Consider the following 15,333-nt stretch of genomic DNA (forward strand, 5'->3'; position numbering starts at 1 on the left):
CCCCCCCCCCCCACGACAGGGGGAAAACTGTAACCCATGTATCCGGTTCAAAGTGTTACCCATCTATCAACTGGACATCTCTTCGCCGGTTTCGCCAATCACCAGCGTTGCAGAATATTCACCTAGGTCGCCGCCAGCCACTTCTCCCCGTCACCATACGGGGAGAAGTGCCCGGCAGGGCGATGAGGGGCGGCGCCGACTTCGATAATTCGTCGCCTCTAATGCGAACGCGCTATGTCCCGCCCCGCTACTCGGCCGGGACCGGGCTGAGGCCGGGATCGCCCATCGCGTGCGGCCTGGTTTCCTTGCGTGCCGACGCCCGGGCGAGCACGCTTTGCCGGTTGACCGATTTGCGCTCGGCATCGATGCGTTGGATCAGGATTTCCGCGCGTTCGATCGACCCGAGCAGGGCCAGGATCGTGCCGCGTTCGGCGGCGCCTGCATTGGGTCCGAGCGCCAGCGTGCGGGCACGCAGTTCCTCGACCTCCGGCAGATTGACATGTCCGGCCGGCACCTTCGGGTCGGAGATGCCGTAAGTCGGCAAGATCTGTCGCAGCGAGGCATCGAGCTTGCTCAGCCCGACGTCGACGATGGCCTGCGCCGGACCGCTGAACTTCTCGCGCCTGACGCGGCGCGCCACCTGATGCATCGATTCCGTCAGGGCGGCGGTGAAGTCGGCTTCCTCGATCAGGCTGGCGATCAGGTCGAGCTGGTCGTAGGGCAGGTCTTCCTTCATCAATTCGGCGGTGTAGGCGCGGATGTCGCGGCTGAGGATATCGGTTGCGAGGTAGTGCTCGCCCGGATCCGACGGCGCCTTCTTCGACGAGCGGGCGATGTCGAGGAACATGGCGCCGGCTTGCAGATGGCGGGCCGTCTCCTGCTGGACAGCGGGAACGGCCTTGGCGAAATCGCCGGCCAGCTTGCGGTCGAGGAATCGCGGCGTCGAGAAATCTTCCGTGTCCTCGGCATCGGTGTGACCGACACGCGACAGGGCTCGAACACCCCGATGAACGGAAACAGCAACAACGTGTTGAAGACGTTGAAGAAGGTCGAGTAGAGGCCGACCGCGACCGGCACCAGGGGAAAGGCCTCCTTGCCGTCGACGATCACCGGAATGGCGGGATCGCCGCCGAAGAACTGCATGGCCCATTCCAGGAACTGCATGGAGACGAAGAACAGCGGGATGGTGATGCACACGCCGATGATGTTGAAGGAGATGTGGGCGTAAGCGGTGCGCTTGGCGTTTTTCGAAAGATTGAGCGAAGCCATCCACGAGGTGATCGTGGTGCCGAGATCGGCGCCGAGCGAGAAGGCGACGGCCGTCGTCCAGTCGAGAATGCCGGCGGCGCCAAGGCCCATGACAATGCCGATCGTCGCCGAGGACGAATGGATCATGGCGGTCACGCCGGCGGCGATGAACACGCATTTGAGCAGGTTGAGATAGGAGTCGGCCGTCAGTGTTTGAAGCAGTGCCATGACTTCGGGCAGATTGCGCAGCGGGCGCAGGCCGCCGGTCATCAGGTTGAGGCCATAAAAGATCAGCGCGAAGCCCATGCCGGCAAGCGCTATGTTCTTGACCTTCTCGCTTTTGGCAAAGCAGTAGATCAGCGAGAACACGCCGGCCAGGATCAGCCCGAGCGGACCGAGCGGCAGGGCGATGAGCCCGTTGCCGAGCGTGGTGCCGATATTGGCGCCCATGATCACGCTGACCGCCGGTCGAAGCGCGATGACGCCGGCATTGACCAGGCCGACGACCATGACGCTCATCGCCGTCGACGACTGGATGACGCCGGTGATCAGCGTTCCCGCCAGCACGCCCTTGATCGGCGTTCCGGCGGCCTTGGCGAGAAAGGCCCGCATCCGGTTGACCGACAGCGCCTGGATGCCGTTGGCCATGAAGTCGAGGCCGAGCATAAAAATGCCCAACCCGCCGATCACCGGCACGAGGATGTCCTTGAAGATATCGATGTCCATGTCACGCAGTCCCCAACAAGCCGCCATCACGGCGCGATATGAATTTCAGTTCAGGCGCTGCGCGAAGCAGCGGCCTGGCTCTTCCGCTCAGTTTCCGACCGGCTCCAGCCTTGCCCAGTATTGCTCGATCCGGGCGACGAGCGCCTTCGGCAGCGGCACGTAGCCGAGCGCGGCGGCGTCATCAGCGCGGTGGGCGAAGGCGAGCCGGAAAAGGTCGTGCACGCGGCGATAGCGATGTTCCGAACGGCCCGAGACCTGAACGACCGCGAACACCGCCGTGCTGATCGGATAGGCGGCATCGCCGTCTCGATCGGTCAGCGAGGCGAAGAAGTCGGTCGTTTGCGCCCAGTCGATGGATGTCGCGGCAGCTTGCACGCCCTGCGGCTCCGGCTTGACGAACTTGCCGGCTCTGTTCTGGATCAGCGCGTAGGCAAGGCTGGCGCGCTGGGCCTGGCCGGATTCGGCATAGGCGATCGCGCCCTTCGTGTCGTGCACGGCTTGGATGAGGTTCTGTGTGCCTTCCGCGTCAGTGCCGAGGCCACGAGATCAGTGTATTTGCGCCGTATTTGGCCTTCATTCATCGCTGACCGCCGACAGATACTGCGTGAAGACAAAGGTCGAGCCGGAGCCATCCTTGCGGTGAACGACGCTGATCCTGAGATCGGGCAGCGTCACATCCGGATTCACCGCCTTGATCGCGGGATCGGACCATGACTGGATCTTGCCCAGATAGATGTCGGCCGGCAGCGGCCCGGTCAGGCGAAGGCTTCCCGGGCCGATGCCGTCGAGATTGACGACGACGGCGATGGCGCCCATCACGATCGGAAACTGCTGTCGGCCGGCCTTCTTGAGTTCGGCGCCATTGATCGGCGCATCCGTCACGGCAAAGTCGATATCCGGCTGATCGAGACGCAGGACGCCGGCGAGCGAGCCGACGATTTCATAGTCCACCTTCCAATCGGGCGAGACATAGTCGCCGCCGTCGGCGCGGGCGTTCTCGTAGGCCGTTGCCTATTTGCCGATGATCGGGGCGGCCAGTGTCGATCCGGCGCCGCGGATAGGCTCGGCCTGTGCAGCGGCCCCGATCATCAAGGCAACAGCCAGCGTGATGGCGCCGCTTATCTTCGCCGATTTGCGCCGTAGTGACGCAAAGCTTGCTGGAAACATCATGGCGATCCCCGACGCGCGAACAAATAGCTAGTTTTCAGTCTTGGCAGATATCAACAGTCATCCGCCCGGCGAACGAACGCCGGCAGAGAAACAACCCGCTCACCGTATGAACCTTGGTTAACGATTGGATGACAAAGATCTTTGCGGGTGAGATTTTTATTTTTCCGCGATTGCCGCGGTTGCCTGAAGAATTGTTCGGCAGCCAATCGCTTCAGCTTTGCGCTGCCCCTCACCTGCCTGCCGGCACCCTCTCCCCGTATAGTGACGGGGAGAGGGGCGCTCTCATCGATGGTTTCGCCAATCACCAGCGTTGCAGAATTCCGCCACGGTGCGACCAGTCCCTTCTCCCCGTCACACGGGGAGAAGTGCCCGGCAGGGCGATGAGGGGCGGCGCCGACTCCGACAACAGATCCCCTTGGCACGAAGTTGCTGGTCGCCTCCACGCAGGGACAGCCCTATTTCGCGTCGTGGAAGATAATGCCCACCGTATGGCGCAGGCCGGAGCGAATCCGGCTGACGCCGTGCCTGAGATTGACGCGGTAGCTGCCTTTGCTGCCCTGGACCGGACGATTGTGGACCGCGAAGGCGACTGCGTCGCCCTGGCGCAGCGGCACCACCTCGGCGCGGCTCTGCATGCGCGGGCGCTGTTCGGTCAGCACGAACTCGCCGCCGGTGAAATCCTTATCCGGTTCGGACAGCAGGATTGCCACCTGCAGCGGGAACGCAAGCTCGCCGTAGAGATCCTGATGCAGGCAGTTGAAGTCGCCGGGACCATATTGCAGCAGGAGCGGCGTCGGCCGCGTCTGGCCCTGCTCGTGGCATTGCTTGAGGAACGCGGCGTGTTCGTCCGGGTAGCGCTGCGCGACGCGTTCGTTCCAGTCGTTGGCGACGGCGGCAAGGCGCGGATAGAGCGCGGTGCGCAAGCCGCCGATCAGCTCGGGCAAGGGATAGCGGAAATAGCGGTACTCGCCCTTGCCGAAGCCGTGCCGCGCCATGTGGACATGGCTGCGGAAATGGCTTTCGTCGGGATACAGCCCGGCGATCTCCCGGCATTCTTCTGGTGTCAGCAGCTTTTCCATCACCGCGCAGCCATAGAAGCTCATCTCCTCGGCCAGTGCCTGCCAGTCATATCCGGCGACGCGCGCTTCCGCCGATCGGACCGCTGCTGCTGGAACCGTGTGCATGGTCATAGCTCTGCTCCTCTGGCTTCATCGGCTTCTGCCATCAGATGGGTGAAGCAGCGCACACAAACCACCCGTTTCCTGCCAACCGGTTTAGGCACAACGCAAGGTTGCCATGGATCAGCTTCACCGCCGCGACGCAGCATGGATTTTGGCAAAATCGAGCCCATATCCCTGATAGGGAGCTTTGAGCGTGAAACTCGCGCGTGTAGCCCTGATTGCCGCGGCTTTTGTAGCCGCTGTGGCTGTTTGTTCTTCTTCCGCAGCAACAGGAGAAGCAAACGGCCAGGGGAGGACTGCGCTGCGCATCGAGATAGACGGCGCCATCGGTCCGGCGAGCGCCATGCAGTTCGAGGAAGCGCTGGCGGTGGCCGCAGAACGGAACGCCGAGGTTTTCATCCTGCAGATGAACACGCCGGGCGGGTTGGTCACCAGCATGCGTGAGATCATCGCCGACATCCTCGCCTCCCCGGTTCCCGTCATCGGCTATGTCGCGCCCGCCGGCGGGCATGCGGCGAGCGCCGGAACCTACATCCTCTACGCAACCCATGTGGCGGCGATGGCGCCCGGCACCAATCTGGGCGCGGCAACGCCCATCGAGATGGGCGGGCCGATGCCATCCTTTCCCGGCGACGACAAGAACAATGGCCCGGAAGCCGGCAAGGACCCGAAGAATCCACCGGCGGGCAATGCGATGATCGCCAAGGCCACGAACGACGCGGTTGCCTTGATCCGCAGCCTGGCCGAACTGCGCGGGCGCAATGCCGATTGGGGTGAAAAGGCGGTGCGCGAGGCGGCCAGCCTGTCGGCCAGCGCCGCACTGCAGGAAAATGTGATCGACTTTGTCGCCCGCGACACGACCGAACTGCTTCAGCTGGCCGACGGCCGGACGGTCGAGATCGCCGGCAGGAAAAAGGTGCTGGCGACCAAAAGGCTGCCGGTTGAAACGCTCGAGCCTGGCTGGCTCATCCGGCTTCTCGCCGTCATCACCGACCCGAACATCGCCGTCATCCTGATGCTGATCGGCGTTTATGGCCTCGTCTTCGAGTTCACCAGCCCGGGCGCGGTCGCGCCAGGCGTGATCGGCACGATCTGCCTGCTGCTCGGGCTCTATGCGCTCAATCTCCTGCCGATCAGCTATGCCGGCCTTGCCCTGATGCTGCTTGGCATCATCTTCCTCGTCGTCGAGGTCTTTAATCCCACAGTGGTGCTTGGGCTGGGAGGCGTGGCTGCGTTTCTGCTGGGCGCTGCCATGCTGCTCAGGATCGAAGGTCCCGGCTTCGAGATGTCGTGGGCCGTCATCGGCACCGCCGCCATCCTGACGCTCGGCCTGGCGCTGCTGACCGGCAGCTATCTGTGGGCGGCCCGCAAGAACGTTCCGCGTGTTGGCGCCCAGGCCATGCAAGGGCTGCCGGCCAAGGTCCTCGACTGGCAGGGCAGCGAGGGACACGTGCTGGCCCGGGGTGAGCGCTGGCGGGCGAAAGCCGACGAACCCATTGCGGTGGGCGACAGCGTCGAGGTGGCTGATGTCAGGGGTCTCGTGCTGACGATACGGCGCCGCAATGTGCGAAGCGATGGAGCAAGGCAATGATGCTCGGATATGTGGCCTATCTGGTGGCAGCGCTCGTCGTGGTCATGTTCCTGTCCGCGGCCATTCGCATCCTGAGGGAATATCAGCGCGGCGTGGTCTTCACGCTCGGCCGCTTCACCGGGGTCAAGGGGCCCGGCCTGATCATCCTCATCCCCTTCGTGCAGCAGATGGTGAAGGTCGACCTGAGGGTGGTGGTCCAGGACGTGCCGCCGCAGGACGTGATCTCGCGCGACAACGTCTCGGTGAAGGTCAACGCAGTGCTGTATTTTCGTATCGTCGACGCCGAGCGGGCGGTGATCCAGGTCGAGGACTTCATGACCGCCACCAACCAGCTGGCACAGACCACGTTGCGCTCGGTGCTCGGCAAGCATGAACTCGATGAAATGCTGGCCGAACGCGACAAGCTCAACAGCGATATCCAGGAGATCCTCGATCAGCGGACCGATGCCTGGGGCATCAAGGTCTCCGATGTCGAGATCAAGCATGTCGACCTCAACGAGAACATGGTCCGCGCCATCGCCAAGCAGGCCGAGGCCGAACGGCTGCGGCGTGCGAAAGTGATCAATGCCGACGGCGAACAGCAGGCGGCGGCAAAACTCGTCGAGGCCGGCAAGATGCTGTCCGAGACCCCGCAGGCCATGCAGCTGCGCTATTTCGAGGCGCTCCATGACATCGCCGGTGAACGCTCGTCGACGGTGGTGTTTCCGGTGCCGATGGATTTGCTCGGCCATTTCATCAGGCCGACCGGCGAGAAGACGTGAGCTCGAAGGCCGGCGATCCTTCAACCCCCTCTGCCCTGGCAGGCATCTCGCCCCACAACAATGGACCACTTCGTGGGGGCGAGGAACCCAAGCTGGAATGAGGCCGCGATCCTTCATGCCGGCCATCTCCGCCACGAGCGGGGAGATCGGCAGGTCGCCGCTGCGCGCCAATCAACCGTTCGTTGGCCGAACAGGGCTAACGGAAAAATCAGACATTCATGGCAATGTTGAACCCGCCTGCCCGAATGAAAGTCAGGCGACGGCTGGGTGCTGGCCCATCGAGAAGAAAAGGATTGCGCATGTCATCCTTGCTCAACACCGGACTATCATCGCTCAAGCGCAGTCTGATCATGCTGGCAGTCCTGGCCTTTTGCATCTTGCCGGCCGGGGCGTTGGAGCCCGTTGATCTCCCGGAATCGCCAGACACTGTGGCCTTCAATGTTCAGAACAACGGCAAGTCGGTCCCAGTCACGTTGCGACAGCTGGAAAAGCTCGGTCTCTACCGGGTCACCACCGCAAGTCCATTTGAAAAAGGGCAGCTGACATTTGAAGGCGTCCTGTTCCGCGACGTGCTCAAGCTCGTTCGATTGGAAGGCGAGGATTCCGTTGTTCTGCGGGCGGTGGACGAATATGTGCAGATAATTCCGCGCCAGGATTGGACGGAAGGTCCTCTCCTGCTTGCCACCCGCCAGAATGGAAAATTGCTGACCCGGCGCACGCAAGGTCCGACCCGGCTGGTCTATCCGCTCAACGACCACCCGGCCTTCGACACGCCAGTCCACAAACCACGGTGGGTCTGGCTGATCAAGACGCTCGAGCCTGGCGGCTGATCGAGCTCCGGCGTGGCTCGAATGGCACGCTTTAAAGGCTGGCGCGTTCCCGTCACCTACGGGACCGCCATCGCGGCTGCAGCAGCCAGCTCTGCGGTCCTGATCACCGTACTGTTTCTCAGCCTCAGCAAGATCGAATATTCGCTGCCGCGGTTCGGCTTTTTCGCCATCCGCGAGTTCCATATTGCAATACGCGATGTAACTCACCTCAAGGACATGACATCGCTCGCCAAGGCCGCCCCCGGCTCTGCAGACAGCCTTGAGCAGTTATCAGCGGCGAACGACCTGGTCTACATCCGCTTCAAGCGGATCGACGGCACCGGGACGGCAAGCGAGATTCCCGCCTACGCAAGTATCGTTCCGCGTATCGTTGACGCGGTGACACGGCTTGATGCCATGATTGCGGCCGGGCTGCCTCTCGACGAAAAGATTTTGAAGGAAATGGGGTTGGAGCTCGAGCATCTCGTAGCGAGGATGAACGACGAATATTACAAATATGGAGATGAGATCAACGTGGATCTCTATTCGGCGGAAAAAAGCCTGAAGAGATTCAACTACCAGATTGCATTCGCTCTGGCGGTCTTGTCGCTGCTGGCGATCGGAACTGCCGTATTGCTTATCGGCCGTCGGGAAACGATAAGGAAACTGGAGTTTCTGGCCTGGCGCGACGCGACGACGGAACTGAAGAACCGTGCCTGGATGTCAGCCAACAGGGACGTGATGCTGGACCGGGCAAGGCTGGCCGGCAAGCAACTCCGGCTTTTCCTGATAGATTTGGATCATTTCAAGAGCGTGAACGATACGTTCGGTCATCACATCGGTGATCTCTTGCTGAAAGCCGTCGCCGAAATCCTGCAATCGGTCGAACGGCCCGACGAAGTTGTCGCCATCCGTTTGGGCGGTGACGAGTTCGCCGTCATGGCGATCGGGGACCGGCACGCGGCAGCCGATGCTCTCGGAAATCGGCTTCGCGAGCAATTGAACCGGTTTGCCGAACTCGCGGGCCACCACGTGCGGATGGGAGCCAGTATCGGCATGGCGTGTTTCCCCGAACATGGTTCGGATATTTCCACCCTGTTGCGCAACGCGGACAGCGCTCTTTATGTCGCCAAAGCCGAAGGACGCTCTGGCTTCGTGACGTTCTCGCCTGCAATCCTCAATCAGTTCGATATGCAGCTCGGCCAAGAAGCTGGGATTAAGCGTGCGCTTAACTGCGACGAGTTCTTTCTGGTTTGGCAACCGCAGTTCGAGCTGGCAACCGGCCGCATGATCGGCGCCGAGGCGCTGGTGCGCTGGCGCGATCCCGCTTCGGGCGCGATTCGTCTGCCGATGTCATTCATTCCAATTGCCGAACGAAGCGACCTGATACTGGAAGTCGACAAGGTCGTGCTGAGCAAGGCTTGCCTGCAGGCAGCTCGATGGGCGCCTGTTTCTGCCGATGATTTCGTTTGCTCGGTCAATCTGTCGGGCAAAAGCCTTCAGAACGATGCGTACTTTGCCCACCTTGTTCTGGTGCTGCAACAAACAGGACTGCCGCCGTCGCGCCTCCAACTGGAAATAACGGAAGGGGTGCTTATCCAGAACAGCCGAAACGCCTTGAACATGCTGACGGAAATTCGAAATATCGGCGTCGGTCTGGCACTCGACGATTTTGGCTCCGGCTATTCAAGTTTCGGCTACCTTGCCGACTTCAACCTCGATCGGCTGAAGATCGACCGATCGTTCTTGAGCGGTCTGGAAGCGTCGAAGAAAAAACAGAACGTCGTTCGAGGCATTATAGCGCTGGCCAATTCGCTCGGCTTGACCGTTCTGGCAGAGGGGGTGGAAAACGAAGCGCAGCTCGATTTCCTGATCGCCGAGCATTGTCACAGCGCTCAGGGATTTTTCCTGTCACAGCCGATCGAAGAAAATCTGCTGACGAACCACCTGGCCGCGAGGCAAGGCAGGATGAGAGATACGGACAAGTTCAGGCTGGGTATTTCTGCGTAAGGGTCGCTGCCGACCCAACCCAGAATGGTTCGAGCTTTTTCGCGGAACGGGGTGGTAGCGTTCGGGTCTGGGCCGTAGCATTCTTCGGCTGAGGTAACGGCATGGATCCCAGGGTCTGCGCCGCGCCGCTTCGCTCCTTGCTTCGCCTAGGATGACGAAGTGGAGGGGTGTTTCGGCCAATCTCCAACGTTTGCGATCTGCCAGTGAGATTTGCCACCGACGGTTCGCAGCCGATGGCAGACTTGCGGCTCGAAGGACATGAGAAGGTAGGCCGCAGCGACTGACGAGATCGACGTGCGCAACGAAATGTCGAACGAGCAACACCGCCCTGAAGTGCGTCAGCTGCGAAGTCCTATGCGAACAGGCCGACTGCTCGATCGTAAAAATGGTCGAGGGCGCAGCGCCTGGCGGCAATCCGGGCGGCTTCAAGCAATTCCTCGCGGCCCGAGGCGCCGTCCTTGTAGGTTGCGATGACCACACGCGCGATCCTTTCGGCGTCCTCGTTGTCGAGCTCCGCTTCGCCGGACCGCAAAGTTTCCCGCACCACACCCCTCAAAAGATCCAGTTCAATGGTTGAAAAGACGCCCATATAGGGCGCGGATTTGCACTCCACGGCCATCTGAATTCCTCCCACTGTCACGATATCAAACACGCGGCAGATTACAACTAAAGTATTAGGCGAGCGCACGCTTTTGGGGGCGCCCGTAGGCGTTGAAACGGAATGGGATTAGTCTGCGCGGTCTCGGGCTTCAGGACGCGGCAAAAGAATGGATTTCAGTTCAGGGCAAGGCTATTTCCTCATCGGCGGCCTCATCCTGGTCGGTGCCGGGCTGCTGATCCTTTCGCTGATCGTCAATGCTCGTGTGGCGCACAGCGTGCGCCACGACATGCGCCATCGTGAAAAGCTGCTGGAGTATTATCGCAACATCTTTTCCCAACTCGGCGTGATCCTGATCGGAATTGGCGTTTCCCTGTTCATCTTCTTTTTTCAGCAGAATTATCAGGAGCAGCGCAAACGCGAAACCGAGCTCCAGCTGGTTCTCGCCAAACTGGCCGCGCGCATTGCTCGCGGGGCGGCCGTCGTCGAATACCTCAGCGAATTCGATGCGCTGCTGGATGATGGCGGACCCTATATCAGTCCGGAACTCGGTGGAACCAACGCCGCGATCAGCGCGCACGGGGCGGAAGTCGGCAAGCAGGTCGCCGAGATCCTTTTGGTTGAGCGCGATGTTGAGGTTCAAGGGTTCGAGATCCTGAACCTATCGCGCGACTTCGAGGCATCGTTCGTCGTCAACGAGCTCGATCCCGCGCTGTGGTTCAACATCGTCCGGGATGAGAGCGAGATCAAATATGCCACCACTCAGCTCGCCCTCGACTACAAGGACCTGCAGGATGCGATCGGCGGAGACTCGATCGCGGTTGCGATCGCAAATCCTGAAAAACAGGCAAAAATCAAGCAGGAGGTGCTCGACATCTTTTATGATGCCGACCTCTTGCGCCAGCGCAGCCGAAGACTTCTCGGCCGTGCGTGCTGGCTTTTCAGCAAGGGGCGCAGCTTCGTCAAGCTTGGACCGGTCGACGAGATCGAGGCCGAAGCCAGGTCGCACCAGGAATGGATCGATCGGTCGAAACGTTTCCTGACGCAGTTGAAGTCGGGAAGCGGCGATTGTTTCAAATTGCTCCAGTTCAACCCGGCGCCCTGAACGCGGACGCGCCTGGCCTAATCGCTGCTCATGCAGAACCGGATGACCATTCCAATCCAAGGCTCTATAACAGGCCGACAGAATTGCGATGATCAAGGGGAGACGATGCGCTACATACGTCCGCTTTCAATGGAAGATGCCGTTGGCCAGTTGGCCGGCTCGCCCGGCACCGCCGCCATTCTCGCCGGAGGCAGCGACCTCCTGGTGAGAATGAAAGGCGGCTTTATCGAGCCCGACCTTATCGTCGACATCAAGTCGATCGACGGACTGGGCGAGATCGGGGAAACGGCGGAGGGCTTCAGCATCGGTGCCGCGGTCCCCTGCGCCCTGATGGGAGAGAGCGCGGCCTTGAACAGGGAATGGCCGGGCGTCGTCGAAGCGGCCAAGCTGATCGGCTCCAAACAGGTGCAGGGACGCTGCACGATCGTCGGCAATCTTTGCAACGCCTCGCCGGCCGCCGACAGCGTGCCGGCGCTGGTGGCCGCCGGCGCCAGGGCATCGATTGTCGGGCCAGGAGGCAGGCGCACGGTCGCGGTGGAGGCAGTCCCCACCGGGCCTGGCAAGACGTCGCTCGCCAAGGGAGAAATCATCGAGGCGATCCTGCTCGACAGGCGGGCGCCGCGCTCCGGCGATGCCTATCTGCGTTTCATTCCACGCACGGAGATGGATATCGCCGTGGTCAGCGCCGGGGTGAACCTGACGCTCCATGAGCAAGGCGTCGTCAAATCGGCCCGCGTGGCGCTGGGCGCAGCGGCACCGACGGTGCTGCTGGTGGAAGAGGCGGCCGAGGCCCTCATCGGCAGGAAGCTGGACGAAGCAGCACTTGAGCGGCTCGCCAAGGTCTGCTCGGGGGCCTGCCGCCCCATCGACGACAAGCGGGGCACCGTCGAGTTCAGAAGAAAAGTTGCGGGTGTGCTGGCCAGGCGGGCCGCCACGACCGCCTATGCGCGTGCAGGAGGCAAGTGATGGCTGGTGTAGCAGTTTCAACGACAATCAACGGCGACAATGTCGAGTACCTTTGCCAGCCGGACGAGACGCTGCTCGACGTGCTGCGCGACCGCCTCGGGCTGACCGGCGCCAAGGAAGGCTGCGGCACCGGCGACTGCGGCGCCTGCAGCATCATCCTCGACGACCGGCTGGTATGCTCGTGCCTGGTGCTTGGCGCGGAGACCGAGGGCCGGCGCGTCGAAACCATCGAGGGCATGGCGCACGGCGACAGGCTGCATCCGCTGCAGCAGAAGTTCCTCGAACACGCAGCGCTGCAATGCGGCGTCTGCACGCCGGGCTTCCTGATCGCGGCGAAAGACCTGCTGGCCAAGAACCCCGACCCGACCGAGGAGGAAATCCGCTTCGGCCTCGCCGGGAACCTCTGCCGCTGCACCGGCTATGACAAGATCGTGCGCGCCGTTCAGGACGCCGCAAGCGTGATCAAGGGAGCCTGACGATGAACTTCGATCCGCGCTATTCCGGACGCAATTTCGCCTCCGTCGGCACGCGTCCCATCCGCCCCGACGGCGTTGACAAGGTAACGGGCCGCGCGCGCTATGGCGCGGATTTCAACATGGCCGGCCAGTTGGTCGGGCGTGTCCTGAGAAGCCCGCACGCGCACGCCACGATCAGGAAGATCGACACCTCGAAGGCGGAGAAGCTCAACGGCGTGAAGGCGGTGATCACCGCGGCCGACCTGCCCGACCTCACCGACGGCGATGCCGCCATGTACGACATCCTCGACAACTGCATGGCGCGCAAGAAGGCGCTCTATGACGGCCATGCGGTGGCCGCGGTCGCCGCGGTCGACGCCCGCACGGCAAGGCAGGCGCTGAAGCTGATCGAGGTCGACTATGAAGTGCTGCCGCATGTGACCGATGTCGACGAGGCGATGAAGCACTCGGCGCCCGTGCTCGACGACACCATCTTCACCGAGGGCCTTGAGCAAAAGCCCGTCAAGCCGTCCAACGTCACCAAACGCAGCCAGTACGGCCATGGCGACATCCATGAGGGATTTGGCCAGGCCGATTACGTCGTCGAACGCTCCTTCAAGACCGAGCAGACGCACCAGGGCTATATCGAGCCGCATGCCTGCGTGGCGAGCGTCAGTTCCGACGGCACCGCCGACCTCTGGGTCTGCACGCAAGGCCATTTCGTCTACCGCCAGCACTGCGCTCAGCTGCTTGGCATGGAAGCCTCCAAGCTGCGCGTCACCTCGTCGGAAATCGGCGGCGGTTTCGGCGGCAAGACACACGTCTGGGCCGAGCCGGTGGCGCTGGCGCTCTCGCGCAAGGCCGGCCGGCCGGTCAAGCTGGTGATGACGCGCGACGAGGTGTTCCGCGCCTCCGGGCCGACCAGTGCCACCTCGATCGACGTCAGGATCGGCGCCCGCAAGGACGGCACGATCACCGCGGCCGAGGCGACGCTGCGCTATTCCTGCGGCCCCTATGCCGGCATGTGGGCCGAGCTCGGCGCCATGACCGCGTTCGCCTGCTACAATCTCGCTAACGTCAGGACGGTCGGCTACGAAGTGCTGGTCAACCGGCCAAAGACGGCGGCCTATCGCGCGCCATCGGCGCCGATGGCGGCGTTTGCAGTGGAAAGTGCCGTCGACGAGCTGGCCAAGGAGATCGGCATGGATCCGGTCGAGTTCCGGATCAGGAACGCCGCCCAGGAAGGCACCCGATCGTCCTACGGCCCGGTTTACGGCCCGATCGGCATCGGCCCGACGCTGGAGGCGGCGAAGAACCATCCGCACATGCAGGCGCCGCTGGGTAAGAACCAGGGCCGCGGCATGGCTTGCGGCTTCTGGTTCAACTTCGGCGGCCAGACCTGCACCGACCTCAACATCGGCATGGACGGCTCGGTCTCGCTTGCCGTCGGCACGGTCGATGTGGGTGGTTCCCGCGCGTCGCTGTCGCTGGTGGCGGCGGAGGAACTCGGCATCGCCTATGAGCAGATCAAGGCGGTGGTCGCCGACACCTCCAGCCTCGGCTACAACGACATGACGGACGGCAGCCGCGGTACCTTCTCCTCCTCGATGGCGACGATCTCGGCCGCCCGCAACGCCATCAAGATCCTGCGGGAACGCGCCGCGCAGATGTGGGATGTTCCCGTCGACGACGTGCTCTGGGAAAACGGCCACGCCATCGCCAAAGGCGAGAAGTACGGCAACCTTGCGGCGCTGTCTCTGAAGGAGATCGCGGCCGGGTCAGGAAAGACCGGCGGGCCGATCGCCGGCCACAGCGAGCTCGTCGCCGACGGCGCCGGCGTCTCCTTCGCCACCCATATCTGCGATATCGAGGTCGATCCGGAGACCGGCGCCACGAGGGTGCTGCGCTACACGGTCGTGCAGGATGCCGGCAAGGCGGTGCACCCGACCTATGTCGAGGGGCAGTACCAGGGGGGTGCCGCGCAAGGCATCGGCTGGGCGCTCAACGAAGAGTACGTCTACGGCAAGGACGGGCGGCTGCAGAACCCCGGCTTTCTCGACTACCGCATCCCGGTCTGCTCCGACCTGCCGATGATCGACACGCAGATCCTCGAGATCCCCAATCCCAACCACCCTTACGGGGTGCGGGGCGTCGGCGAAACCTCGATCGTGCCGCCGCTGGCGGCGATCGCCAATGCGGTGTCGAACGCCGCGGGCGTGCGGATGACGCATATCCCGATGTCGCCGCCGCGGATTCTCGCGGCGATCGAGGCGGAACGGGGAGGCCGATGGTCGAAGTAACGCTCTGGGGATCGCTCGGCGCAATCGCCGGAGGCAAGAGCAAGGTCGAGATCGAGGCGAAGGATATTCGGGAGCTGTTCAGGAAGCTGGCTGAGCAGTATCCCGGCTTCGAGCCCTACATCGACCGCGGCATCGCAGTCGCCATAGACGGGGTTATCTATCGCGACACCTGGTCGAAGGAATTGCCGCAGGGCGCTGAGATATTCCTGCTGCCGAGACTGGCGGGAGGATAGTTGGCACCATCTTACCTCGGAGCGCTGCTGCGGTGCAGAACCTTTGATCGCGGAGGAACAGCGCGAGGGGGCGCGAAAGATCGCTACAGAGCGCTTTTATTCTGAGCCGCAGCATTCTTCGGCTTATGTAACGGAATGGATCCCAGGGTCTGCGCCGCGTCGCTTCGCTCCTTGCTCCGC

Annotated in this window: 16 protein-coding genes; 9 read left to right on the forward strand and 7 right to left on the reverse strand. The window is 62.5% G+C overall.

From position 1 onward, the window contains the following. Positions 1 to 247: 247 nt before the first annotated feature. From AC0L2M_RS31560 to AC0L2M_RS31585, 6 genes are all read right to left on the reverse strand, one after another. Positions 248 to 847 carry a hypothetical protein gene (locus AC0L2M_RS31560; RefSeq protein WP_473536889.1) on the reverse strand — a complete coding sequence of 200 codons (600 nt, stop codon included), beginning with the start codon at positions 845 to 847 and terminating at the stop codon, positions 248 to 250. Beyond that, positions 736 to 1,974: a Na/Pi cotransporter family protein gene (locus AC0L2M_RS31565; RefSeq protein ID WP_473536891.1), complete on the reverse strand. Its 1,239-nt coding sequence runs from the start codon at positions 1,972 to 1,974 to the stop codon at positions 736 to 738. The genes AC0L2M_RS31560 and AC0L2M_RS31565 overlap by 112 nt, the downstream gene beginning before the upstream one ends. An 87-nt stretch (positions 1,975 to 2,061) precedes the next feature. Further along, positions 2,062 to 2,469 carry a type 2 periplasmic-binding domain-containing protein gene (locus AC0L2M_RS31570; protein ID WP_473536893.1) on the reverse strand — a complete coding sequence of 136 codons (408 nt, stop codon included), beginning with the start codon at positions 2,467 to 2,469 and terminating at the stop codon, positions 2,062 to 2,064. Positions 2,470 to 2,547: 78 nt separating this feature from the next. Beyond that, positions 2,548 to 2,925, reverse strand: a complete 378-nt coding sequence (locus tag AC0L2M_RS31575) for an extracellular solute-binding protein (protein WP_473536895.1) — start codon at positions 2,923 to 2,925, stop codon at positions 2,548 to 2,550. Between the two features lie 60 nt (positions 2,926 to 2,985). Further along, positions 2,986 to 3,144: a hypothetical protein gene (locus AC0L2M_RS31580; protein WP_473536896.1), complete on the reverse strand. Its 159-nt coding sequence runs from the start codon at positions 3,142 to 3,144 to the stop codon at positions 2,986 to 2,988. A 455-nt stretch (positions 3,145 to 3,599) separates the two neighbouring features. Beyond that, positions 3,600 to 4,334, reverse strand: a complete 735-nt coding sequence (locus AC0L2M_RS31585; protein WP_473536897.1) for a 2OG-Fe(II) oxygenase — start codon at positions 4,332 to 4,334, stop codon at positions 3,600 to 3,602. A gap of 184 nt (positions 4,335 to 4,518) precedes the next feature. Between AC0L2M_RS31585 and AC0L2M_RS31590 the strand changes: the two genes are divergently transcribed. The 4 genes from AC0L2M_RS31590 to AC0L2M_RS31605 all read left to right on the forward strand — a co-directional run bounded on the left by AC0L2M_RS31590 (position 4,519) and on the right by AC0L2M_RS31605 (position 9,496). After that, positions 4,519 to 5,916, forward strand: coding sequence for an NfeD family protein (locus AC0L2M_RS31590; RefSeq protein WP_023799094.1), 1,398 nt, complete (start codon positions 4,519 to 4,521; stop codon positions 5,914 to 5,916). Next, positions 5,913 to 6,677, forward strand: coding sequence for a slipin family protein (locus tag AC0L2M_RS31595; RefSeq protein ID WP_023799095.1), 765 nt, complete (start codon positions 5,913 to 5,915; stop codon positions 6,675 to 6,677). Before AC0L2M_RS31590 ends, AC0L2M_RS31595 begins: the two co-directional genes overlap by 4 nt. Before the next feature lie 299 nt (positions 6,678 to 6,976). After that, on the forward strand, positions 6,977 to 7,507 hold the full coding sequence (locus AC0L2M_RS31600; protein ID WP_473536898.1) for a putative pterin-binding protein: 531 nt from the start codon (positions 6,977 to 6,979) through the stop codon (positions 7,505 to 7,507). 21 nt (positions 7,508 to 7,528) lie between these two features. Beyond that, a complete protein-coding gene (locus tag AC0L2M_RS31605; RefSeq protein ID WP_473536899.1) occupies positions 7,529 to 9,496 on the forward strand; it encodes a putative bifunctional diguanylate cyclase/phosphodiesterase in 1,968 nt (655 codons plus the stop codon). Between the two features lie 352 nt (positions 9,497 to 9,848). Here the strand turns inward: AC0L2M_RS31605 and AC0L2M_RS31610 are convergent, their stop codons facing one another. Further along, a complete protein-coding gene (locus tag AC0L2M_RS31610; protein WP_023799099.1) occupies positions 9,849 to 10,115 on the reverse strand; it encodes a hypothetical protein in 267 nt (88 codons plus the stop codon). Positions 10,116 to 10,263: 148 nt separating this feature from the next. Between AC0L2M_RS31610 and AC0L2M_RS31615 the strand changes: the two genes are divergently transcribed. The 5 genes from AC0L2M_RS31615 to AC0L2M_RS31635 all read left to right on the forward strand — a co-directional run bounded on the left by AC0L2M_RS31615 (position 10,264) and on the right by AC0L2M_RS31635 (position 15,153). Further along, positions 10,264 to 11,199, forward strand: a complete 936-nt coding sequence (locus tag AC0L2M_RS31615; protein WP_023799100.1) for a hypothetical protein — start codon at positions 10,264 to 10,266, stop codon at positions 11,197 to 11,199. A gap of 105 nt (positions 11,200 to 11,304) precedes the next feature. Then, entirely contained in the window at positions 11,305 to 12,165 is an 861-nt protein-coding gene (locus tag AC0L2M_RS31620) for an FAD binding domain-containing protein (RefSeq protein ID WP_473536901.1), read from the forward strand. Then, the gene (locus AC0L2M_RS31625) at positions 12,165 to 12,641 is read left to right on the forward strand and encodes a (2Fe-2S)-binding protein (protein WP_473536902.1); all 477 of its coding nucleotides are present in this window, start codon (positions 12,165 to 12,167) and stop codon (positions 12,639 to 12,641) included. The genes AC0L2M_RS31620 and AC0L2M_RS31625 overlap by 1 nt, the downstream gene beginning before the upstream one ends. Before the next feature lie 2 nt (positions 12,642 to 12,643). After that, entirely contained in the window at positions 12,644 to 14,920 is a 2,277-nt protein-coding gene (locus AC0L2M_RS31630) for a xanthine dehydrogenase family protein molybdopterin-binding subunit (protein WP_287230053.1), read from the forward strand. Beyond that, on the forward strand, positions 14,908 to 15,153 hold the full coding sequence (locus AC0L2M_RS31635) for a MoaD/ThiS family protein (protein ID WP_023799104.1): 246 nt from the start codon (positions 14,908 to 14,910) through the stop codon (positions 15,151 to 15,153). Before AC0L2M_RS31630 ends, AC0L2M_RS31635 begins: the two co-directional genes overlap by 13 nt. Positions 15,154 to 15,333: the final 180 nt, after the last annotated feature.

The organism is Mesorhizobium sp. WSM4806, from assembly GCF_055811635.1.

What these genes read in the sequence shown, in the direction of transcription:
- AC0L2M_RS31560 (WP_473536889.1), bottom strand. Translation starts at nt 847, where the DNA reads ATGTTCCTCGACATCGCCCGCTCGTCGAAGAAGGCGCCGTCGGATCCG.
- AC0L2M_RS31565 (WP_473536891.1), bottom strand. Translation starts at nt 1,974, where the DNA reads ATGGACATCGATATCTTCAAGGACATCCTCGTGCCGGTGATCGGCGGG.
- AC0L2M_RS31580 (WP_473536896.1), bottom strand. Translation starts at nt 3,144, where the DNA reads ATGATGTTTCCAGCAAGCTTTGCGTCACTACGGCGCAAATCGGCGAAG.
- AC0L2M_RS31585 (WP_473536897.1), bottom strand. Translation starts at nt 4,334, where the DNA reads ATGACCATGCACACGGTTCCAGCAGCAGCGGTCCGATCGGCGGAAGCG.
- AC0L2M_RS31595 (WP_023799095.1), top strand. Translation starts at nt 5,913, where the DNA reads ATGATGCTCGGATATGTGGCCTATCTGGTGGCAGCGCTCGTCGTGGTC.
- AC0L2M_RS31600 (WP_473536898.1), top strand. Translation starts at nt 6,977, where the DNA reads ATGTCATCCTTGCTCAACACCGGACTATCATCGCTCAAGCGCAGTCTG.
- AC0L2M_RS31605 (WP_473536899.1), top strand. Translation starts at nt 7,529, where the DNA reads ATGGCACGCTTTAAAGGCTGGCGCGTTCCCGTCACCTACGGGACCGCC.
- AC0L2M_RS31610 (WP_023799099.1), bottom strand. Translation starts at nt 10,115, where the DNA reads ATGGCCGTGGAGTGCAAATCCGCGCCCTATATGGGCGTCTTTTCAACC.
- AC0L2M_RS31615 (WP_023799100.1), top strand. Translation starts at nt 10,264, where the DNA reads ATGGATTTCAGTTCAGGGCAAGGCTATTTCCTCATCGGCGGCCTCATC.
- AC0L2M_RS31620 (WP_473536901.1), top strand. Translation starts at nt 11,305, where the DNA reads ATGCGCTACATACGTCCGCTTTCAATGGAAGATGCCGTTGGCCAGTTG.
- AC0L2M_RS31625 (WP_473536902.1), top strand. Translation starts at nt 12,165, where the DNA reads ATGGCTGGTGTAGCAGTTTCAACGACAATCAACGGCGACAATGTCGAG.
- AC0L2M_RS31630 (WP_287230053.1), top strand. Translation starts at nt 12,644, where the DNA reads ATGAACTTCGATCCGCGCTATTCCGGACGCAATTTCGCCTCCGTCGGC.
- AC0L2M_RS31635 (WP_023799104.1), top strand. Translation starts at nt 14,908, where the DNA reads ATGGTCGAAGTAACGCTCTGGGGATCGCTCGGCGCAATCGCCGGAGGC.